This window comes from Methanothrix sp., from assembly GCA_029907715.1.
GTDB lineage: Archaea > Halobacteriota > Methanosarcinia > Methanotrichales > Methanotrichaceae > Methanothrix_B.
Genome location: JARYLI010000016.1, coordinates 1 through 21,797, shown reverse-complemented (window position 1 = coordinate 21,797; position 21,797 = coordinate 1). Strand labels below are relative to the sequence as shown.

Annotated in this window: 19 protein-coding genes; 8 read left to right on the top strand and 11 right to left on the bottom strand. The window is 53.5% G+C overall.

Annotated features, from left to right (window positions below; translation table 11 throughout):
* Window positions 1-2 precede the first annotated feature (2 nt).
* Together QHG98_08465 and QHG98_08460 are read left to right on the top strand one after the other, a co-directional pair.
* Window positions 3-1,109: an NAD(P)/FAD-dependent oxidoreductase gene (locus tag QHG98_08465; protein MDH7597749.1), complete on the top strand. Its 1,107-nt coding sequence runs from the start codon at window positions 3-5 to the stop codon at window positions 1,107-1,109.
* A 121-nt stretch (window positions 1,110-1,230) separates the two neighbouring features.
* Window positions 1,231-1,533 (top strand): hypothetical protein, encoded by a 303-nt coding sequence (locus QHG98_08460; GenBank protein MDH7597748.1) that lies wholly within the window; start codon window positions 1,231-1,233, stop codon window positions 1,531-1,533.
* Window positions 1,534-1,665: 132 nt separating this feature from the next.
* Here the strand turns inward: QHG98_08460 and QHG98_08455 are convergent, their stop codons facing one another.
* The 6 genes from QHG98_08455 to ala all read right to left on the bottom strand — a co-directional run bounded on the left by QHG98_08455 (window position 1,666) and on the right by ala (window position 6,408).
* Window positions 1,666-2,880: a KamA family radical SAM protein gene (locus tag QHG98_08455; protein ID MDH7597747.1), complete on the bottom strand. Its 1,215-nt coding sequence runs from the start codon at window positions 2,878-2,880 to the stop codon at window positions 1,666-1,668.
* A gap of 302 nt (window positions 2,881-3,182) precedes the next feature.
* On the bottom strand, window positions 3,183-3,311 hold the full coding sequence (locus tag QHG98_08450; protein ID MDH7597746.1) for a hypothetical protein: 129 nt from the start codon (window positions 3,309-3,311) through the stop codon (window positions 3,183-3,185).
* Between the two features lie 438 nt (window positions 3,312-3,749).
* On the bottom strand, window positions 3,750-4,022 hold the full coding sequence (locus tag QHG98_08445) for a transposase (protein ID MDH7597745.1): 273 nt from the start codon (window positions 4,020-4,022) through the stop codon (window positions 3,750-3,752).
* A 353-nt stretch (window positions 4,023-4,375) separates the two neighbouring features.
* On the bottom strand, window positions 4,376-4,792 hold the full coding sequence (trxA, locus tag QHG98_08440) for a thioredoxin (GenBank protein MDH7597744.1): 417 nt from the start codon (window positions 4,790-4,792) through the stop codon (window positions 4,376-4,378).
* Entirely contained in the window at window positions 4,785-5,375 is a 591-nt protein-coding gene (locus QHG98_08435) for a DUF1638 domain-containing protein (GenBank protein MDH7597743.1), read from the bottom strand. The genes trxA and QHG98_08435 overlap by 8 nt, the downstream gene beginning before the upstream one ends.
* A gap of 49 nt (window positions 5,376-5,424) precedes the next feature.
* Complete coding sequence (gene ala, locus QHG98_08430) at window positions 5,425-6,408, bottom strand: alanine dehydrogenase (protein ID MDH7597742.1); 984 nt, start codon at window positions 6,406-6,408, stop codon at window positions 5,425-5,427.
* 45 nt (window positions 6,409-6,453) lie between these two features.
* On the opposite strand from ala, the gene QHG98_08425 reads away from it, so the two are divergent.
* Entirely contained in the window at window positions 6,454-7,620 is a 1,167-nt protein-coding gene (locus QHG98_08425) for an NAD(P)/FAD-dependent oxidoreductase (protein ID MDH7597741.1), read from the top strand.
* Between the two features lie 219 nt (window positions 7,621-7,839).
* Here QHG98_08425 and QHG98_08420 read toward each other — a convergent pair whose 3' ends face one another.
* From QHG98_08420 to QHG98_08405, 4 genes are all read right to left on the bottom strand, one after another.
* Window positions 7,840-10,959, bottom strand: a complete 3,120-nt coding sequence (locus QHG98_08420) for a DUF835 domain-containing protein (protein MDH7597740.1) — start codon at window positions 10,957-10,959, stop codon at window positions 7,840-7,842.
* A complete protein-coding gene (locus QHG98_08415; protein MDH7597739.1) occupies window positions 10,956-11,123 on the bottom strand; it encodes a hypothetical protein in 168 nt (55 codons plus the stop codon). The genes QHG98_08420 and QHG98_08415 overlap by 4 nt, the downstream gene beginning before the upstream one ends.
* A gap of 48 nt (window positions 11,124-11,171) precedes the next feature.
* Entirely contained in the window at window positions 11,172-11,828 is a 657-nt protein-coding gene (locus QHG98_08410; protein ID MDH7597738.1) for an ATPase domain-containing protein, read from the bottom strand.
* A gap of 416 nt (window positions 11,829-12,244) precedes the next feature.
* Entirely contained in the window at window positions 12,245-13,543 is a 1,299-nt protein-coding gene (locus QHG98_08405) for a tryptophan--tRNA ligase (protein MDH7597737.1), read from the bottom strand.
* 632 nt (window positions 13,544-14,175) lie between these two features.
* Between QHG98_08405 and QHG98_08400 the strand changes: the two genes are divergently transcribed.
* The 5 genes from QHG98_08400 to QHG98_08380 all read left to right on the top strand — a co-directional run bounded on the left by QHG98_08400 (window position 14,176) and on the right by QHG98_08380 (window position 21,221).
* The gene (locus tag QHG98_08400) at window positions 14,176-14,769 is read left to right on the top strand and encodes a VIT1/CCC1 transporter family protein (GenBank protein ID MDH7597736.1); all 594 of its coding nucleotides are present in this window, start codon (window positions 14,176-14,178) and stop codon (window positions 14,767-14,769) included.
* 117 nt (window positions 14,770-14,886) lie between these two features.
* On the top strand, window positions 14,887-16,428 hold the full coding sequence (locus QHG98_08395; protein ID MDH7597735.1) for an ATP-binding protein: 1,542 nt from the start codon (window positions 14,887-14,889) through the stop codon (window positions 16,426-16,428).
* Between the two features lie 9 nt (window positions 16,429-16,437).
* Window positions 16,438-17,565: an exonuclease SbcCD subunit D gene (locus QHG98_08390; protein ID MDH7597734.1), complete on the top strand. Its 1,128-nt coding sequence runs from the start codon at window positions 16,438-16,440 to the stop codon at window positions 17,563-17,565.
* Window positions 17,552-20,728, top strand: a complete 3,177-nt coding sequence (locus QHG98_08385) for an SMC family ATPase (GenBank protein MDH7597733.1) — start codon at window positions 17,552-17,554, stop codon at window positions 20,726-20,728. Before QHG98_08390 ends, QHG98_08385 begins: the two co-directional genes overlap by 14 nt.
* 211 nt (window positions 20,729-20,939) lie before the next feature.
* Entirely contained in the window at window positions 20,940-21,221 is a 282-nt protein-coding gene (locus QHG98_08380; GenBank protein MDH7597732.1) for a hypothetical protein, read from the top strand.
* 159 nt (window positions 21,222-21,380) lie between these two features.
* Here QHG98_08380 and QHG98_08375 read toward each other — a convergent pair whose 3' ends face one another.
* Window positions 21,381-21,674 carry a hypothetical protein gene (locus QHG98_08375; GenBank protein MDH7597731.1) on the bottom strand — a complete coding sequence of 98 codons (294 nt, stop codon included), beginning with the start codon at window positions 21,672-21,674 and terminating at the stop codon, window positions 21,381-21,383.
* Window positions 21,675-21,797: the final 123 nt, after the last annotated feature.

Sequence of the window (21,797 nt, the reverse complement as noted above, 5' to 3'; positions counted from 1 at the left end):
CTATGTACGACCTGATAGTGATAGGTGGGGGCCCTGCAGGCGCATCTGCAGCTCTTGAGGGCGTCAGGCGCGGCCTGCGGGTTCTTCTCATAGAGAAGGAGAGATTCCCTCGGTACAAGCCATGCGGCGGCGCTCTGTCAGAGAGAGCGAGGTCATATCTGGGATTCAGGATCCCAGAGGGGGTCATTGATGCAGAGACATCCCGAATACGGATATTCTTCAGAGGGAGATGCGCTGAGATCTCACGGTCCGAAAGGCTCTCAACGCTCGTCACCAGAAGCGCATTCGATGAGATGCTGGTGAGAAGGGCAGAGGAGGCCGGAGCAGAGGTCCTGTTCGGCAGGAAGGCCACAGAGGTATCGGAGATGGGGGAGGGCGTCCGGATCAGAGCAGGTGATACCTATGAAGGGAGGACCCTGGTGCTGGCTGATGGTCACACAGGCATGCTGAGCAGGAAGATGCGTCCAAGAAATGAAATGACGGGTATGTGCCTGGTCTCAGAGGTGGCTGCCGAAAAGATCAGCGACTCCATGGAGATTCACTTTGGGGAGGCGGATATGGGCTACGCGTGGGTGTTCCCTCACGGAAGCTACCTCTCAGTCGGCGCTGGCGGTCTTAGACCCTCGAAGATAAGAGGACTCATGGAAAGACTCATGAGCTCGAGGGGGTTCCACGGCAAGATCCATGGCCACACGATCCCGCTCTCAGGGCCATCCAGATATCTTGCAGGTGAGAGAACAATGCTCTGCGGCGACTCGGCTGGCATGGTGGACCCCTTCACAGGGGAGGGGATCGCCTACGCTGTGAGGTCTGGGCAGATCGCAGCAGAGGTCGCCGCAGAGCATCTCAGCGATGGATGCGATCTCGTGGAGTACCAGCGCAGGTGTAAAAACGAGTTCGGAGACGATCTCAGAGCGTCATTTCTTCTGGCCCGGATCATGCACCGATTTCCAGATCAGCTCTTCAACATGTTCATGGACGACAGGTCGCTCCTGGAGAGGTACATAGACATACACGCGCACGGCCTCAGCTACAGGAGCTTTTTAAGGTGGCTCGCGCCGAGAGCTCCGGCAAAGCTCATAGCATCGATGATCTCGCGGATGGTTTGAGCAAACAGCTCCTGAACAGCCCCGAAAACCTGAACGTTCCCATGAGATGTGCGGAGACAGGCGTCAGCTACTCCGGCATAAAGATCGGAGTTTTTGCTGCCCCTGAACCCCAGGAGATTCTATGATATGCCTGCGATGCGGATGCTGCTGCATCCACCTTGACGTCGCCATTCCGAACCCGGATGCGATAAGGCCTGATGGCACTCTCGATAAAGCTCACAGGATGCCTGTAATATTTAAGAGAGCTGGAGAGCCATGCCCGCATCTCACATTTGCAGATGGAATTGCCGTATGCAGGATACACGAGATGGAATGCTACAGAGGATCTCCGTGCGAGCTCTTCGAGCAGTTGGGTCCTCAGGATGATGTGTGCGTGCTGAACGCGTATTTCAGATGTATGCGCCTGAGTGAGGATGAGAATTGAGCGTGCAGCCCAATTCCCGGTATCCAGCGGTCTCGTTTCATCGATGGACCCGTGGATCCACACAGTCGACAGGTCAACACCAAAAGCGTTGGAAGCTGCCGTTCCCTCAGTCCTCGCTCCTGTAGGGACACTCTAATCCATCGTGGTTGCTGCGTGGAGCTCACCGCTCTCTTCTGCTTGTGATGCGTACACATCTCCGGAGGCTCCAGTCTCCTGCACATCCAGACGATGGTGATCTACGGGATCTGAATAGTCATCGAACCAGAAAGCTGCGGGATTCCTTTCGAAGACCATGAACATACCAATATTCTCCGGATCTGCAGCCTGAGCGTACTTCATGTAAACATACCTGTCTGTGAGCCCGACGACCTCGATCTTCCCTGTAGCATGTGACATTACGAACTTGGCTCGCTTGGCCAGACCTGAACACATTGACTTGGCCTTTTCAACGATCGCATAGCTCGTCTCAACGGGAACCTGGAAATGGTAGTTTCCGATAGAAGGCCTGCACTGGAATACGTAATAAGGAGATACACCGATGAACGAGAGCTTCTTGAAGAGCTGTGCCAGCGTTTCTGGATTGTCATTCACACCTCTCAGAAGCGGTGTCTGGCTCACGGTTATTGCGCCTGCCTCCTGTAGCTGGCTGACAGCTTTCAGGGTCTCACTCGAGATCTCCTTAGGGTGGTTGAAGTGAATCACGAAATATATCCTCCGGTTTTCATGGCTGTGGCGCTTCACCATCTCGAGAAGCGACGGATCCTCTGTAATCCTGAATGGATCGTAGACCGGAAGCTTTGTGCCAATGCGTATGATATGAAGATGGTCTATTTCCCGCAGCCTCCTCACAATCTCCTCAAGCCTTTCTGTGGGAAGCATGAGGGGATCTCCACCACTGAGAAGGACGTTTGTTATCTCTGCATGCTCTCTTATGTAATCCACTGCTCTGGGAAGATCTATGGCGGTTTCATGATGGCTGTCTATGAATATTCTTTTCCGGAAGCAAAACCTGCAGAGGGATCCACATGCATTGCTGACGAGCATGAGTGCTGTCTGTTTGTACTTATGCTGAAGTCCGGGCAGAACCGTGTAGGATCTCTCGCTGGATGGATCCTTCATGCCCCAGCTGTACATCTCATTTGAGTCTGGAATAACAATTTTTCTGAGAGGGTCGCATGGATCGTCCCAGTTTATCAGCGACAGGTAGTAGCTGCTGGCCTTAAATGCGAAATTCTCCGTCACACCAGACAGGGCTCTTCTCTCATCCTCATGCAGCTGCGCGACATCCATTATATCTGTCACATACCTCACATCCTTCACCTCCTGTACTTTCGTACAAAAGTACATTTGTACAGAAAGTACTAAGTGTAAATGTTATAAAACCTTATCCCCCATCATTTGGGCACTGAAACGTCTAAAACTGTACTACCATTCCAGGTTTAACCCCCGAAATTGAGCGAAGCCTGATAGGCATCCATGCGTCATCGGTTAAGATCGACATGTGTAGCTTGACATTGCCATCTCCCACTACTATTTAGAGGACGATGCTGCAGATCTTCTATGATACGATACTCTGGCAGAGATTCTGGCTTTATGCCTGTCCTTTATGATTTCCAGGATTGTGCGATCATCGATCATTCTTCTCGGGATTATGACCTCGAGTATCCCCTGACGTCCTGGACTGTCAGCAGATCTGCCTTTGAGCTGAGCTCTATCTGCATCATCAGTACAGCGAGCATTGCGAGGAAGACCTGACGTGGTGATGCCAGCTTCTCCACGATCGGGTCTCATAATCTGCGAGTGATGCGATACATATAGCATCTTCGAACGCGCGTTCGATCCAGTAGCGGCTGCATGACATTTTGGCGAGTCGTTCGATTTCAGTATCAGATGGTGCGTTCGATAGCTGGTACTTGAATGATGAGCTTCCAGAATCTTTTCTGATTATGAGCCCGCTCTTATCCATATGATGACTTAAACATAGAAGTACTGGTTCTGTTATGCATTTCTGGTGAATGAATAAGTGCGTTCAGCAACCACATTGTATGACCCACAAGTTGCCAATCATATAAGAGCGTATGAGCCATTGTTCCTTGCCTGGCAGTCTCTCCTCGACCGGATGGACTCGTATGGCTGCGATCTCGATCTGGAGCACCTTTATCTCCGTATCCCTGTTACAATAGACCAATCCTGAATCTGGCCTTTGAGTTTTGTACCTATATCGGCTCAGGTTCGCCGTCGAGAACCCGTTTGCGCGATGGAATTCGATCTCCATTTCGTTCTGGTATGCCGATCTCAGGCATTTTGATCCAGACTCGAGTGTCCCTGGCTATGTCTGCGATATAGACCAGCCCTTCCTCATCGAGCTTCTTCCGGAGATGTGACTGTTCGCCGTAGAAACAGTCCATTCCGACCCAGCCGAAGGGAACTCCGTTCGCTCTTATGTATTCAGCAACTTGAAGGAGATGCGGGCTGGTCGCTGAATGCACTCATTCGCTCACCACGAACGCATAGTGTGACTGGTGCCTCTTCGGGCCAAGTTATCGGATGGATAAGAGCGATCGACTTTACCAAGCCGCATGCCCCAACCCAGAAAATATTGTTATACTTCATACAAATCTATTTCAATATAGTTATAAACACAAAAAGATCTCGCCTCCTCAAATCAAACCTCAATTACCGTCTACCCCCTTTCTAAAGTAGAAGGCAATATAAATTAAAAATATTTTATTTTAACGTTACCGGGAGATAGTAGTAGAGAACAATGTCAAGTTTAATTGATGCGTTGATGTCACTTCGATGTGTTCTTTCCAGGAATCTTCTCTGGAGCGCTCGATGCGATCTAATCCAGATGCTTCTTGATCCTGCTCATCAGGATCTGCTTAGGATATGCTCCCACAAGCCTGTCGACGAGCCTGCCGTTCCTGAAGACCAGGAGCGTGGGTATTGCGGTGATGCCGTATTTTCTTGATGTGAGCGGATTCTGATCCACATTCAGCTTTCCAAAGACGACGTGCCCCTTAAGCTCGCGCGCCATCTCATCTATCACAGGCGCGATGGCCCTGCACGGCCCGCACCACTCCGCCCAGCAGTCGACCACGAATACAGGATACTGCTTTATCCCAGCATCGATGCTGCTGTCGGTCACCAGAACCGGCCTGTCCGGGTATTCTATCGTGGGCATCCCCTGCGACCTCGCGGCCAGCTCACGCTTCAGCTCCTCGAGCTTCTTTCTCCTTATCTCATCCAGCTCATCCATAACGAACCTCCAGCCTCTTCGCCGCATCAGATATGAGCGATCTGAAGTGATCAAGCTTTCCGGGGATTATGCTGTACTGAAGGAGCGTGAAGTCCATGAACTCCAGGAGATCTTTCTCGTAGGCGTCTGCATTTCCGAGCGTGTCGATGAATATCACTCCTTTGAATGATCCCATCTCCAGGCGGGCCTCCTCCATGCCCCAGCCGAGTCGCCGGAATATCTCGCGCCAGCAATCGACCCATCCCGGGGTCAGGTAGAAGTAGAGCCCCTCTGATGCTATCCTCTCAACCTCGCGCCTTGTTATGAAAGCGTCTATGCAGTTCTGGCAGTCTATAAGCTCGGCTCTGAATCCTCTCAAAAGGTCGTCCATCCTGGGATGGCAGGCGCCGTAGACCACGATGGTCCTCTCATCTCTACATGACTCCAGCGCCTCTCTCAGCCTAAGCGCCAGCTCATCGAAATCCACATGCAGACCTGGATCCAAATAAAGGGGATCAAATGAGAAATCCAGATCTTCCGAGATCCTCTCGATCTCTTTTCTGAAGACGCCGCATGCGACCATGGAGTACTCCGCTCTGCTCATAGAACCTCCTGGGTTGGCGGAAACTTCTTCATGAAAATGCTTCCTCAGCTCATATGAAATCCAGCACGGTACCGATATTGAGCTCTCTCGCCTTTCTGTAAACCAAGCTGGCCACGGCAATATCCTGGATGGCCAGGCCTGTGGAGTCGAAGATCGTTATCTCCCTTTCGTTCTCCCTCCCTGGCATCTTCCCGGCAACAATCTCCCCGAGCTGGGCGTGTATCTCATCGCCGCTGTACTCTCCCCTGGATATAGGGACATTCACCTCGCCGGAGTGGATCGCCTGAGAGAGATCATCGACGACCACCTTGGCGCGTTTCAGCAAATTGGGATCAAGTTCCTGCTTTCCAGGAGCATCAGCACCGATCGCGTTGATGTGCGTCCCGTCCCTCACCCAGTCTGATAGAACAACAGGCGCCCTCGAGGGGGTGGCTGTGACGAGTATATCGCACTCACATGCGTCCCTTCCATCGCTCACGGGAACACAATCGCATCCCAGAAAACCCTTCACATCTGAGACGAACGCCCTCGCGCGCTCATGGCTCTTATCCATGACCCTCACAACCTCAAGATCGAAGAGCCTTGAGAGGGCCATGATCTGGGTCCTCGCCTGCGCTCCAGCGCCGATGATGCCCACGGCGCTCGACTCTCTGCGCGCAAGGTGCTTCGCCGCGATCCCGCCTGCAGCTCCAGTGCGCACCGCTGTGAGGTATGTGCCGCCCATCAGTGCCAGCGGTGCTCCGGTCTCGACAGAGTTCAGTACGACCACGGCCATCACCGAGGGCATCCCCCTTTCCGGGTTCCCTGGGTGAGAGTTGACAATCTTGACACCTGTCGCTTCTAGCTTTTTTATGTATGCAGGCATCGTTCTGAGATCTCCATGCTCATAGTAGAGATACGACTTCGGTGGCATCTGAACGTTCCCCAGGCCATGCTCTGCGAATGCAGCTTCCACAGCCGGGATGGCCTCCTCCATGGTCAGAACAGATCTCACGTTATCTTCTGAAAGCCAGAGTATCTCCAAGCTCAACACCAGCACACAAAAAGATGTTATGGAAGATAATCTTAGCTGTGTGAGATGGATCGCTTTGATGTCGCTGTGATAGGTGGAGGTCCTGCAGGGCTGATGGCAGCGAAGCATGCGGCCATCTGTGGGGCCACCACCATCCTCCTGGAGGAGCACCGGGCCATAGGATATCCTGTTCAGTGCGCCGGCCTCCTCGGAATCAGAGCGCTTGAGGCATCGGAGATACGGGCGGAGGGCTTCCTCCTGAATCCCTTCAGAGGCGCTGTATTCATCTCCCCGGACGGCTCCAGGCTTTCTTTCAGGTCGCCGGATATCAGGGCGTGGGCTGTCGATAGAAGGCTCTTCGACAGGAGTATGGCGGTGGCGGCTGCGCGTCATGGGGTTGAGATAACGTTTGGCGCGCATGTGAAGTCCCTGAGAAGATCTGGAGATCTGACGGTTCTGGAGATGGGCGATAAAGAGATCGCAGCACGCGCTGTTATCTCTGCTGAGGGGGTGAGGGCATCGATAGCCAGACGCTCGGGCATCCCCCCTCCAAAACGCATTCTCTCCGGCGCACAGGTTGAGGTGCCTTTTGATGTGGATGAGATCGAGTCTGTGGAGGTGCACCTGGGGAGGGATATCGCGCCGGGCCTCTTCGCATGGGTGATCCCGATATCCAGAAGCTCAGCGAGAGTGGGCCTCTGCGCCACAGAGAGCGCATGCTTCCACCTCAGGAGGTTCCTGAGCTCTGAGAGGATAAAAGATAGAATCCGCGGCTCTCCGGTTTCAGTTGTTGTTGGAGGACTGCCGCTCGGCCCGCCCGATAGAACAGTTGCAGATGGCATGCTCGTTGTCGGGGATGCCGCAGCTCAGGTGAAGCCCACATCCGGCGGCGGCGTGTACCCCGGTCTAATCTGCGGCCGCATCGCCGGAAGGGTTGCAGCTGAGCATGTTTTAAATGGAGGGCAGCTTGAGAGATACGAGCGCGAATGGAGATCCGCTATCGGCAGAGAGATCTCTCTGGGCATGAAGGTCAACGATATCCTGAGACGCATGAGCGATGAGGATATCGATATGATGATAAGAAAGATCGCCTCCAGGCCGGAGGTCGTAAGAGCGATAGAGAGCCATGGCGATATCGACAGGCCGAGCCGCGTGCTGCTCCGGATTCTGATGATGCTGGCGCCGGATCTCTCTTTTATCGGAACGATCCTCAGGGCCATGTTCGATAAATAACTCCAGGCTGGGTACGCCTCATCTCCAGCTTGAAGACCGGATTTTCCGCCACCCTCGCACCCCAGGTGGTTATATGAATCCGTCTAGAAACAGCCAGAGACCTCCTGAAGAGGCCCCTGATATTCTGAATTCTTCACAGAGCTGGAGGCGCTGGAGGATCACACATGTCCACGGATTGCCTATGCAGTTCGACAAGCGAATCCGGCCTCAGCGAGAACCTCAGAGCTTCAGCTGTTCCATCTCGCCCTCAAGCCTGTGGAGCTCCTTTGTGTCGAGAGAGAGCGGATCGATATGCACGAGCATCACAGCCCCCCTAAGTGAGACCTCATCCCTCTGCGACTGAATGAACCTCAGCACGGTCTCGTAGTTGCTCTGTGTTATAAGGTAGCCGATACCCTCCATGAGTATCACAGGGTACTCAGCTCTCCTCAGGAAATCTGATATCATCGAGCTGAGCCTCGGGAAGTTCGTGGGATCCACGGATCTGAACTTTCCCTCCTCCGTCTTCTGCGTGAGCCATATGACCCTCTCGGGCGAGATCCCGTACTTCTCACGGAGGCTCTCCGGGTTGTACCTTGATATGCACAGCCCATCGAGCCCTGCGTGGATCAGCTCGCTGAAAATCTCGAAGCACCGAACCGGCTTGTCCTCCTCGATCGCATATGTCGTTCCTGGATTCAGTATCAGCTCGTAGATGCTGAATCCGTACTTGTCGATGAGCGGCCTCAGTACCTTTACAGAATCGAAGCCGGGATCTGTTCTGCTCACAGAGGCGCAGATGCGCCTTAGTATCGTGAAGAAATGCCTTCTCGTGATCTTGCAATGCGTATCGATCTCGATCAGGCCCCTGCCACGCATGTCGGGATCGCAAGATGCACCCTCTGCGATCCCTGACTGCTCGCTGAGAACAGAATTGGCGATATCCATTGCAGCCTCAGGAGATCTCGTCCCCGCGATTATGGCAAGTATGAACGCCCTGAGGAGATACGATGGCAGCGGGCCTGCAGTGAATATCAGCCCTTTTACTTCCACAGGCTCCACCTCGGATACACCACAGAAGCCGATGTAGTCGGGCGAATCCGCCAGGATGAGCCTGGCGTTTGTTCTGCGAACGAGATTCTCAAGCTGATTTACAAAATCCAGCACGTCCTCCTCAGGTATCACATTTTCATTGGCAAGCACGAGATGCTCAAGATTGTCCAGAAGTATCACGCCCTTCCTGCTGCTCTCGACGAATGTCTTTATAGTGAGGAAGAGAAGCGGAAGGTTCGTGGGGGATATCTGCTTCTCCCTGCCCTCTCTCCTGGGGTTCAGCCATATGATCGGTGTCTCCCTTAGACCACACCTGCTCCTCACATCCTCCGGCGGTCTCCGTGTGACACACAGCCCCTCAAACCCGTGCGTCACCTGATCCGTGAAGATCTCGTATGCTTTCTCAGCTGAGAAGTATATCTTCCCAGGCTCGAGCCTGAATTTCAGCGGAGCAGCTCCAATTCTCTCAGCAACCGGCCTGGGCGTGATCTGCTCCTCCACTATGATCCTAGTTGTTGATGTGCCAAGCGATCCTGTGAGAACCCTCTCCACGTGATCCCAGAGGTCCAGGAGGTGCCTGGCATCGACCTTCTCCCTTGAGACGCCAAGCCTTGCAAGATCCGCGTCTATCAGCATCCTGGCCTTCTCTGCCCCGATGTATCTGGCCAGCATCGACTCGACCTCATCAACTGTTCCCAATCTTATGGCCGGCCGCTCGATCGGGATCGCGCCCCTCCTCTCGCTGAATATCTCAACAAACCCCTCTGCCTCGACCCTCTCCTCAGGCGTCGGGGTGCTCATCAGTGAGAGAAGCACATACAGTACTGCGTTCGCGAAGAGGCTCCAGAACACCGAGTTCGACCAGGGGTCCAGATCCACGCCAAAAAGGTTTGTCGGGATGAGCGCAGATATCCCGAACGGGCCTGATTCCAAGATCGACTGTGAGAGCCAGCCGGCCTTGGCAACTGTGGGAACAAGCGCGGTGTATATCCAGAGCACAAACCCTGCGCTCATGCCTGCGATCGCCCCCTCCCTGCTGCCTCTTCTCCAGTAGAGACCTCCAATCACAGCCGGCGCCATCTGGCTTGCGGCCACGAATGATACCAGACCGATATCAACAAGGCTCTGGTACTCGACGGCTCTGGAGTAAAGGTATCCAAGCGCCACCACCAGAAGGATGTTGATGCGCTTGGCGTTGAGCAGAAGACCCGGGAGACCCCTGCCCCTCCCTATATACCTCATGAGGTATGGCAGCTCGAGCTCGTTCAGCATCATGTGACCGACTGCAACGCTGTCCACCAGCACCATCGCAGTGGCTGCAGAAGCGCCCCCTATGAACACTAGCGCAGCGAGAGGTATGTTGCCCATCAAGTAGGGGATCTCTATGACAAACATATCCTCCACGCCGGGAACGCCCAGAATCATACCGGCGCCGGCTATCGCTGGAACGAAGAGGTTTATCAGAAGGAGGTAAAGCGGGAAGAGCCACATCGCCTTTCGTATATGCGATTCATCAGCGTTCTCAACAACCATGACGTGAAACTGTCTGGGGAGGAGAAATGCGGCGAAGAAGGATATCAGCGTGAGCGAGAACCAGGATGTGTAATCTATGTTGATGAGATGCGAGAACTCCTCTGTTGACAGGACACGGTCTATTATCTCAGAGTATCCGTTGAATATACCCCATGTGATGTAGGCGCCAGCGATAACGAACGCAGTCAGCTTGACTATGGACTCGAATGCGACCGCTGCGACAAGACCCTCGTGCCGCTCCATCGGATCGAGATGGCGCGCTCCAAAGATTATCGCGAATATGCCGAGCAGGACTGCCACGACAAGCTTTGTACCCCAGAACGTCTCTCCGCCGCTTATTATCTGTATTGAGCTGGATATGGCGATGAGCTGGAGTGCGACATACGGTATGACGACCATCAGGCTCACAACGGTCACTATTGCGCCTATGGCGTAGCTTCTGCCGTACCTGAAGCTTATGAAATCGCTGACAGATGTGAGACGGTACTCCTTTGATATCCGGACTATCTTGCGTATCATCACCCATCCAAGGAGCATCGCAAGTGTAGGGCCGATGTATATCGTGAGAAACTCCAGGCCGCTTGTCGCAGCTCTACCGATGCTTCCATAGAATGTCCATGCTGTGCAGTACACCGCCAGGGATAACGCATAGACATATGGATTTGAGACTATACTCCTGCCGGCCTGCCTCTGTCTGTCCGCGTAGTATGCTATTAAGCTCAGCAGCAGGAGGTAGGAGACCATGAGAGCGAATGCGAACAGCGGCGCGCTCACCTGGAACCCCTCCTGTCGAAGATGTATGCCCAGAGGATCACAAGCAGCCACACCAGCAGGATGTAAACCAGTCGCTCGGGGAATCCCAGTATCCTCTCATCGGGGCTGGGTATCGAGAGGAGCGGCCAGTTGAACAGAGCCACGGCTATTATGAAGGCCAGCACCCACAGTTCGACCTGCTCAAATAATCCTTTTGTTGATATGGTCATGGCCTACAGTCCCGGGTAAACCGTGATGCCCTTCGAAGTTATATCGAGAGCATGCTTCCCAGCGCGGTGGGATGTTCCCATCATCTTGAGTATCTCCAGGGATCGCCTTCTGGTCCTGCCTATCTCCATGTTATACAGTATTATCACCCCATCCGTTATGCAGGCGATATCCTGCGGATACGGGGTGCTCGATCTGGACTCGGCTGTTATCAGGACCACACTGTTCCAGCTCTTCATCATGGCGCCCAGCCTGAAGAGAAATCTGCTGTAACCATCCCTCAGCACCGTTCTGAGGAAGGGCAGGGAGTCTATGACTATTCTTCTGGGATGAAAGCTCCTGACCTCACGATCCATCAGCTCCAGGATCTCGTCCTCATCACCCCTCTCGATCACCTCCCCGAGATCAACGTATCTTATCAGGGTGCCGAAGTGTCTGTGATCCACAAACTCGTAGGTGGAGATGAACCTGAGCATCAGATCGGCAGGCTCGCTGAGGGCCATGAAGTATATCCCGCGCTCACCAAGCTCCGCTCCCTTGAAGAGGTACTGCATGCACAGGGTCGTCTTTCCGCTGCCGGTCTCCCCAGCGATCAAAACACTGGAAGGTACCGGTATCCCGCCCTCCAGCATCTCATCCAGCCCAGGAATCCCCGTGGGCATCTTCTCTATCTGTCCCGTCCGACCGCCTCCATTCTGTGGCGGAGCATGAAAGCCTGAATCCTAACTGATCAATTACCATCTTTTATTATTTCTCTTTTGTCCGTGAAGAGATCCTGCAGGAGATCCGGGAAGACCGGTAGGCGTCAAATATGGTGCAAAAAGTACATCCATGATTCAATGTCGATGACCTGAAGGAGGCTGTATGGATCATCTGATGGAGACACCGGGAAATTGGTGATCTCCTGCGGGATGATCCATGAGCAGTTCTGAGAGATCAGGATCTCAATGGTCCAGATACCATCGAGGGGGCAACATCGATGCAGATTCACTCGAGCCGCATCCCGCTGATCCGCCAACATGATGAGGGGCACAAACTCGGGTTTCGTGGAGGGTAAGCCGGAGCAGAAGAGCTCAGATCAAGGCTTCAGCCCGAACTCCTTTAACCTGTGAATGGCATCCCTGCGGGCGCTCTGATGCTCTCTGAGGAACTCCCTGATTCTGGCTGCGGCATTCTTCTTGCACGAGCCACACATCTGCCTGCCGCTTCTGCATTCCCTGTACAGCTCCTCCAGCTCCCTGTCATCCTCAGCGAGGTGGAAGAGCAGGAACTCGTAGACGGCACACCTCTCAGGCTCTCCGCCATAGCGCCGCTGCTCAGCCAAGGATTGCCTCCCTCCGGTTATCGCCTTCATTATCTTGTTCGCGGCCTCCTCAGGATCTTCCGTCAGCGCTATGTGGCTCTCAGGCCGGCTGGACGACATCTTTCCGCCTGTCAGCCCGGTCATGAACCTGTGGTATATCGATGCTGGGGGGATGAAGCCGAACTCGCCGTTCTTCACCTCGACCTCTCTTATGAGTTCATCGATCCTCTCAGCGCTGTCACCATCGAAGAGATCTATGTGCTCTGAGTACTGCCTGATCCTGTATCCGGCATCGATCAGAGCATTTGCAGCCGCTGTGATGAGATCCGTGCCTGCAGCCTTCCCCCGGATGCTTATGTATCCCTCCCTCTGCTCGACCAGAAATTTTCGCATCCTGTATGCGAGATCCCTGGTCAGCCTCATATGCGCGTCCTGGTCAGATCCCACCGGAACAACAACAGGCTTAGGACCCCCGTAGTCTGGAAGCTGCGGATGGAGTATATCCGCGCCCTGAGCCATCACGCTCTCCATGTGGCCGATGGAGGTCTCTCCGGAGAAACCATAGATTGCACTCACCTCTGAGAAGTTCGTCTCTGCAGCCAATTCGAATGCGAGATCTCTCATCCTGTAGTTCTCTGACTGGAAGTATATGTGGCCTGTGGGCTCGAAGCCGAGCGCTATGAGGCTCACGATGTAATCGTTGATCCCGAGCTCCCTGCACCTCTGCCAGCTGATCCCGCGCACGGCATGCGCCTCCATGTTTGCGATGGCGACGAATGCATCCGCGCCATGCCTCTGATGCCATATGATCTCGTTCATCACCATCATGTGTCCGAAGTGCGCTCTGCCGCTGGGCATGAAGCCGCTCATGACCGCAAAGGGCCTGCGCTCCTTCATCGCCCTGAGAACGACATCGTAATCTCTGTGCCCGAATATGATGCGCCTCCTCATGTAGGGATGTGGATCGTCGATCTCCGGCAGAATCTCCTCGAATCGCGAGATTCCAAACTCCTCGAAAAGCTTTGAGTAATCTTCGATCTGAGATGTGCCCCAGGGATCCAGCTTCATTTCCATGGCTGGGGGCAATGATTCGGACATATATTTAAATTATCTCTTTTGAGTGCTGTGTTGAATAAGAATCCGATAGCATAGGGCCAATTCATACAAATTGGAATTATAGTAAAAATCGGTGGCGTTCGAGATTATAAGCCTAAATTATCTTGACATTGTTCTCTACTACTATCTCCTGGTAACGTTAAAATAATTCAATTTATATTACATCCTACTTTAGAAAGGGGGTAGACGGTAATTGAGGTTTGATTTGAGGGGCAGGATCTTTTTGTATTTATAACTATATTGAAAAAGATTTGTATGAAGTATAACAATATTTTCTGGGTTGGGACATGCGGCTTGGTAAAGTCGATCGCTCTTATCCATTTGATAACTTGCCCGAAGAGGCACAAGTCACGCTATGCGTTCGTTTCGACTTATCTTCGACTGCGTCGAAGAGTTTCGACGAAGTCGAATGATCGATGATCGAACAATTTATGAGGTGATGAGTGGTAATAAAAACATGATGCCAATCGAGCTCTTTGATGGCAAAATGGTCTGGGTTCTGTTTTCACCTGCATGCTCATCCGGAGGGCGCTCGTATTTCGGGTTCAAAATGTTAAAAACCATGTGACACATACCATGTGTGGTAGATTGTGGTGACCTCGCGCATAGAGCTTTACAGAAGGTACCTCAAAGCCAGCGGAGCGCTGGAGATAGCCAGGCGTCTCTTCGTTATGAACGCATTTGATGGCGTTCTGACGATCATGGGTGTGGTTCTTGGGGCATATCTCTCAGGTGTCCAGGATTCTGGATTTGTGATAACTGCCGGAGTGGGAGGAAGCATAGCGATGGGCATATCGGGAATGAGCGGCGCTTACATGGCGGAGAGAGCTGAAAGAATGAGGGACATCAGGAAGCTGGAATCTGCAATGCTCAGAGATCTCGACGGGACGCACGTTGTAAGGGCATTCAGAACTGCGAGCATCGCGGTCGCGCTCGTCGATGGCCTCAGCCCGACGATTGCTGCCCTCCTACTGATATCTCCGTTCTTAATGGTCCCGATGATAAGCATGAGCACCGCAGCAATGCTCTCGCTTGCTCTGGGACTGGTCGTGCTCTTCCTCCTCGGGCTCTTCCTGGCCAGGATAAGCGAGGAGGTGGCGCTGATAAGCGGGCTGAAGATGCTGCTTGTCGGCGTTCTGACCATAATAATTGTAGGCCTTGTGGTCTCTCCGGATGCGCTGTGACCGCCAGCTGTCTTTCCAGATTCAGGACCGCGACCCAGAAGACCTGTTTCCGTTAAAGACATCAAAAAGTTCAAAGATAAATGACGCTCAGAGATGAAGGGGATCGCCTTGAGTTCCGTGGATAGGATGGTGCTGAAGAGCATGCCAGGAAATGCATACAGAATACTTGCAAAGGACGTGCGATCATACGAGTTTGTAATACCCTATGATGAAAAGGCAGATGTGGGGGAGATATTCACTGTGGAGGACAGGGATATGCTCTTTCTCGCCCGTGTTGTCAATGTGCAGCACGACTCGAACTACGATGGGAGATGGGACACGAGCATCAGGGGCACGGAGCTCTATGATGAGGAGCAGATCTTCAACAGGGTCATCGCAGAGCCGCTCGGGTGCATACCCCGAGATCGCGCCAGAAGAAAAGGCGCATTCAGAAAGGCGAAGACCATACCCACAAAATTCTCCAGGGTGAAGAGGACCGAGGCGGAAGAGTTCGATTTTTTGAAAGATACCATGGGCGATATCGAGGTCGGCGTCCTGAGAAACGGCAGCATGGACACTGATGTCGCCGTGGCGCTCCACAGCAGCGCGATGGATCATCATATGGGCATATTCGCAACCACTGGGATGGGCAAGTCCAACTTCATGAAGGTCTTCGCAGCCTCATGCATGAAGCTTGCTTCAGAGAACAGATCCGAGTTCGGGCTGCTCATAGTAGATCCCCATGGGGAGTACCTGAGAGGCGGAAAGGCCGGCAAGGGGCTTCTTCACCTCACCCCATATGCATCAAGCCTTAAATGTTACTCCACAGAACCCAGGAATTACACTCTGTCGGAGGTCAGTGAGCTCACGATCTCCAGAAAGGATATACTGCCAGATGACATCAAGGTGCTGCATGAGTGGACGGGTGCGCAGATGGACGCCCTGGAGAGCATCGAGCGGATCTTCGAGGGGGAGTCGTGGATAGATGAGATCCTCGATGAGAAGGGCAGAGATATGCTGACAGAAAAGGCGAAGGTATCAGAAAAGACGGTCGATGTTCTGATCAGGAAGCTGGAGAATATACTTTCAAGAAATAAATATATAAAATCCTCTGAGAAACCCTCCAGCATCCCCGGGATAATCGAGGGCATAAAGAGCGGAAAGGTCGTGCTGATCGATATCCCCAACCTGAGCGAGAGCAGCGAGCTCTTCCTCCTCTCTCTGATATCCAGACGTATAATGGAGGATTACAGAAACGAGGAGGAGGGGAGGAAGAAGTGCATGATAGTCATCGAGGAGGCGCAGAGGGTTCTCGGGAGCGAGAGCAGGATTGCGCGCTTTGAGGAGATCGCCAGGGAAGGCAGAAAGTTTGGGGTTGGACTTTGCGCGATAACCCAGCAGCCGAAGCTGATAGACAGGGAGCTTCTCTCGCAGTTCAACACGATGGTCGTGATGGGGCTTGCGGACAGGAATGACAGGGTGCGCGTGGAGGAGTCTGCAAAGCAGGACCTGTCATCGCTGGATGTTGAGATCCAGACCCTGGAGAAGGGGGAGGCGATCATAAGCACGCTGAACGTGCCCTTCCCGATACCTGCCAGGATACACAGGTATGAGGATTACATAGAGCGGCTCCGCGCGAGTGCTCCCGCAAGAAGATCATTCAGGCCGACACCGGACTGAGGGGATGCCTTGAGAATAGTCCACATCGCAGACACCCATCTGGGGTTCCAGAGCTTCAGCAGGATGGATGAGAAGGGCAGGAACCTCATGGAGGAGTGCATATACAGGGACTTCAGGCGAGCCATCGACAGGATCCTAGAGCTCAAGCCAGATGCTGTGGTGCATGCTGGCGACGTCTTCCATCATGTCCGCCCCAGAATAAGACCGCTCTGCATATTCAAGCAGTCTCTGGAACGCCTCAGCAGTGCTGGCATTCCTGTGATAATAATAAGCGGAAATCATGATGCTCCCAAGAGCTACTCAGCTCTGAGCCCGTTCTACCTCTACGATGGAATGGAGGATGTGTATATCGCCCACAGATACAGATACGAGCGGTTCGAGGTCGGGGATCATGTCTTCCACTGCATACCATTCTGCTTCACCCAGGAGGATTACGTTGAGGAGTTCAGAAAGATAGAGAGGGGCGGTTCAGATGTGCTTGTGATGCACGGGCTTGTGGAGGCGCTGCGCGATCAGAGCATGAAACCCGTGGGTGAGCACATCGTCAGCGACAGCTTCCTGAAGAGCGATTTCAGCTATATCGCGCTCGGGCATTACCATGATCAGAGGAGAATAGCTCAAAACACCTGGTACAGCGGCTCGATCGAGTACTTCAACTTCAACGAGGCTCCGCAGACAAAGGGGGCGCTGATGGTGGATCTGAGCACTGGTGGTGTGGAGAGCATCGCCGTGCCGAACATCGGGATGAGGATTGTAGAGCTGGACTGCTATGGAAGAACGGCTGAGGAGATACTGGATCTCATCGAGGAGGAGTGTGGCAGAGATAAAGACAAGATCGTCCGCATCGACCTCAGGAGGGTCAACAGGGCAGCTTACAGAAGAATGGATCAGAGAAGGCTGAGCAAGCTCGCGTCCTCGATGTTCTGCCTCAAGATAAAACCGGAATACGATGAGACTGCAATGGCTGAGGAGATCAAACCGCCGGAGCGCCTCGATCTTGAGTTCGTGCGGTTTATGGAGGGTGAGATGGACAAGATACCGAATGCGATCCGGCAGGATGTCATGAGCTACGGGACCGAGCTGATCAGAAAGGTGATCGAGAGGAGAGGCACAGAGGGTATGGATGCATCTCAATAGGCTGGTGCTGCGCAACTTCAAGAAGTACAGACATGCGGACATAACGTTCCAGGACGGACTCACAGGCATAATCGGCGGGAACGGAGCGGGCAAGAGCACGATCGTCGAGGCGATAGCCTGGGCGCTCTATGGAAACAGGGCATCCACTGTGGAAAAGATGTTCATAAAGAACGTGAACGCCAGGCCGGAGGAACCGGTGGAGGTCCATCTGACCCTGTCAATCGGAAAAAAGGAGCTTGTCATATCAAGGATCATGAAGGGAAAGCGCATGCTGCCTGATGCATCTCTGTGCATAAATGGCCAGCAGGTCGCCAGGGGTGTGCGCGAGGTCGATGCTCACCTCTCCAGGCTGATAAGGATAAGCTTCCAGGATTTCATGAGAACTTTCTACGCAAGACAGAAGGATCTTGACAATCTCATAAGAGATGGCGGAGCCGGAAAGCGGGAGTACCTGCTGGAACTCCTCGGCCTCGCGGATTTGCGCGAGATCGGGCTTGAGATCACAAAGGAGGATCTGAGAGAGATCGAGCAGAGAATCAATATGGCTGAAGGAGCGCTCTCGGAGCTGGGCGATGTGGAAAGGAGAATCGAGGAGATAAGAGCACAGGAGGCATCAGCCAGGGCAGAGCTGAGCAGAAGGGAGAGCGCCCTCAGAGATGCCGAGAGAGAGATGGAGAGCGCCAGAAAGGCGCTGGAGCTGCTTGAGGAGAAGAGGCGGGAGCATGATCAGCTGAAGAGAGAGATCGAGCACGTTCAGGGCTACATCGCAGATAAAGAGAGAACGCTCAGAGAGGAGCGCGCGAGGCTCGAGGAGATTGAGAGAAAGAAGAAAAAGCTTGAGGAGCTCACCCCTGATCTGAGGCGCCTGAATGAGATAAGAGAGAGACTCCACGAGCTGGAGGAAGCTCGGGGAGACTACGAGCGGCTGATCTCGAGCCTGAAGGGACTTCAAGTTGAGAGAAGAGAGGCGTTGAGTACACTGGAGGAGATGAAGACCAGGCTCGATGAGCTGTACAGATGCCGCACCGAGATGGAGGGTCTCAGGGGGCAAGCTGACCTCTACGTCAGAACAGGCAGAGTGCTGGAGGAGCTCGAGAGGAAGAAAGAGAGGTTCATGTCGCAGGTCTCCTCCATTGCAGGGCTGGATGCGAGGAGAGCCACGCTTCTGAGCGATTACCAAATGAAAGCTGGCCATGTGAAAGAGCTGCGCGAGGCCAGAAGATCGCTCCCGGATCTCGAGCGCAGGCTGTCCGCCCTGGAATCGCTGAAGAAAGAGCTCGAGGATCTTGAAGATGCGAAAGAGAGACGTCGAATGCTTGATGAGCTGCTCTCCGAGAGGAACGCGCAAATCGAAAGACGTGCCCAGCTCCTGAAGCGGATTGATCTGGTCCGCAAGAAGATCTCCGAGATCGGTGATCTCGCCCAGGAGGAGAGGGAGCTCAGGAAGAAGGAGATCCAGCTGGAAGAGATGATGGACTCCCTGAATCAAAGAAGGGCAGAGATCGAGAGCAGCCGCAATCTCGCAAGATCCAGGATGCTGGAGTCAAAGAACAGCCTCAGGAGGATCGAGAGCCTCAGGGCGGAGAGCCCATGCCCGACATGCGAGCGCCCACTGGGCGATCAGTACGCCCGACTCACGGAAAAGTACAGAGAGGAGATCATCAGGTACAGAAGGGAGTGTGAGAGGGCTGCGGATGAGCTCCGCGATCTGAACGAGCGCATCAAACGCGCACAGCACCTCAAGGATGGTCTGAGGTCATCTGCGGAATCGCTGGGCAGGAGAAGAAATGCTCTCGCATCGCTTGAGGCCGAGCAGAGGGAGGTCGGGCTCCAGCTATCAGAGATCGAGGAGAGGATCTCGATGCTGGATGGCGAGATCGGTGCCATGGGCCAGGTCGAGTACGATCCAGAGAGATACGAAGAGGTCAAGTGCTCGCTTTCGGGTTATGATGAGCTCATCGATGAGAGGGCGAAGCTGCTCGCACGCCTCGAGAAACTGCCAGGACTGGAGAGCGATCTCAGGAAAACCAGAGAGGAAGCATCTGTGCTGGATGAGAGGATCCTCGAACTCTCGAGGAGCATTGCCATTTTAGATTATGACGAGCGTGCATACCTGCGGGCAAAATCGATTCTCTCAGATCTTCAGAGCTCCCACGAAAGGTACAGGGTTCTGCTCCAGCGAACAGGCGAGATTGAGGGCCTCGAGAAGCGGCTGGAGGCTGTGAGGGCGAGAGTCCAGAGGGTGGATGGAGATATACTCAAGGTTGAAAAAGAGATGTCAGAGATCGGATTCGATCGCGATGAATATGAGAGGCTCAGAGCTGAGTCGGCGAAGCTTGCTGAGATCGAATCGATCGCGAACGAGCTCAGGGTCAGGATCGCAGGTGAGGAGCTATCGAGGTCGAGGATGCTCGAGGCGGAGGCGGATCTGAGGGGTTTGCACGCCCAGGCAGCGGATCTAAGGGAGCGCCTTGAGGATCTGGGTTACAGCGACGCAGCCTATGAGAACGCGAAGAGCAGGTTCTCCTATGCAGAGGACAGGCTTAGACGGACAAGTGAGGAGCATGCGAGGATGCGCGATGAGCTCAGGAGGCTGGAGTGGACCCTCTCAGAGCTGAATGGGGATCTGAAGAGAAAGAGAGCGCTGGAGGAAGAGATCGATGCGCTCAACAGGAGAGCTCAGGTGATAACCACGGTCAGGGACATGCTGGTCAGGTTCATGGATGCGCTACTGGTGAGGGTGAGAGGCGAGATCGCCCAGAATGCAGCCAGGATAATGGAGGAGGTCACAGGCAAGTACAGCATCCTCAAGATAGATGAGAATTTCAACATACTCATCGATGACAGGGGCACGGATTATCCGATATGGAGGTTCTCCGGCGGAGAAATAGATATGATAGCCCTTTCTGTGAGAATTGCGATAAGTGAGCATCTCATGAGGTCTTCTGGAGAGGAGAGCGGCTACTCCTTCATGATACTTGATGAGGTCTTCGGATCCCAGGACATCGAGCACAGGGAGAGGATGATCAACATGCTCAGAAGCCTCGGTGTGAGGTTCCCCCAGCTGTTTGCAATAAGCCACATCAGCGATGTCCAGGGGCAGTTCGACAACACCATAGTGGTGAGCGAGGACGATATGGGTAACAGCGTTGCCTATCAGTGAGTCCCCCCGAACGGATCACAGAACTTCCTGAAGTGCATAAGCAGCGGAAACTCCTGTTTCAGGCCAGGTTTGCTGACGTGTCATTGAGATCAACAGCATCTGGACCTCACGGGATTCGTGATCCTTTTCGGTGTAAGGCACCGATTCCTGAGGGAGAACGGATCATTCCACGACCTGTGGACAATTACCTCACGCAAACCAAGGTGAGAAGATGGAGGAGGTGGAAAAGCAGCTCAATCTGATCCTCCTCGAGATCGCTAGCCTGGAGGAGAGGATATGGGACTGCATAGAAAGGCTCCGTGAAAAAGAGCGCCTCTCACCGCATCTCGAGGAGTACGTTCGCAGCATCATGAGCGAGTTATCGTACTGGACCGCGCTGTGCACCACAGCATCTGAGGCGCCACATGTGCTCCTAAGGCGCATGGAGGTGCACCTCACAAGGGCCAAGCGTTTATCCGAACATCTCGAGCAGCTGAACGCTGCCTGCACCTGATTTTGATTGGCATGCGATGTGGCTGCTTGTGCACTCATTCGCCGCCAGGAGAAGTGCCCCTTCGATCGGCAATGTTGGCAGATCAAATAAATGAGGGGACCGCCAGGAGCGCATGGCAGGAGTGGTGCCTCTTCGATGGATGAGAGCGTTACAGCGAATCTACAGCGCCACCCTGAGCACTGCAAGATATGACAGGAGACCGATGGAGAGAAGCAGAAGATCAACCGACCTGCCCCGCAGCCCATGCCTCATGAGCGTAAAGCGAGCGCTTATCATGGTATGCATGAGAAAGAAGAGCACAAGGACGGGGTCCAGGGTTGTATGAATCTGCGCCGCCTGGCGGGGATTCATGATTATGTGATTATGCCAGGAGTAGCCGGTTACTATGAATATCACCATCAGTGCCAGAAGGATCCACGCGCATATCCTGTTGATTCTCACCAGCGCGCTCATCAATCAGTGCATATGAAGGATCGTATTAAAATGTGTCGCTCTTATGGGGTGTGTCTATCATTCAAATTTATTTTATACTAAATCTTGATAGAATTCTCAATGCATAAGCCAGTACTCTCAGAA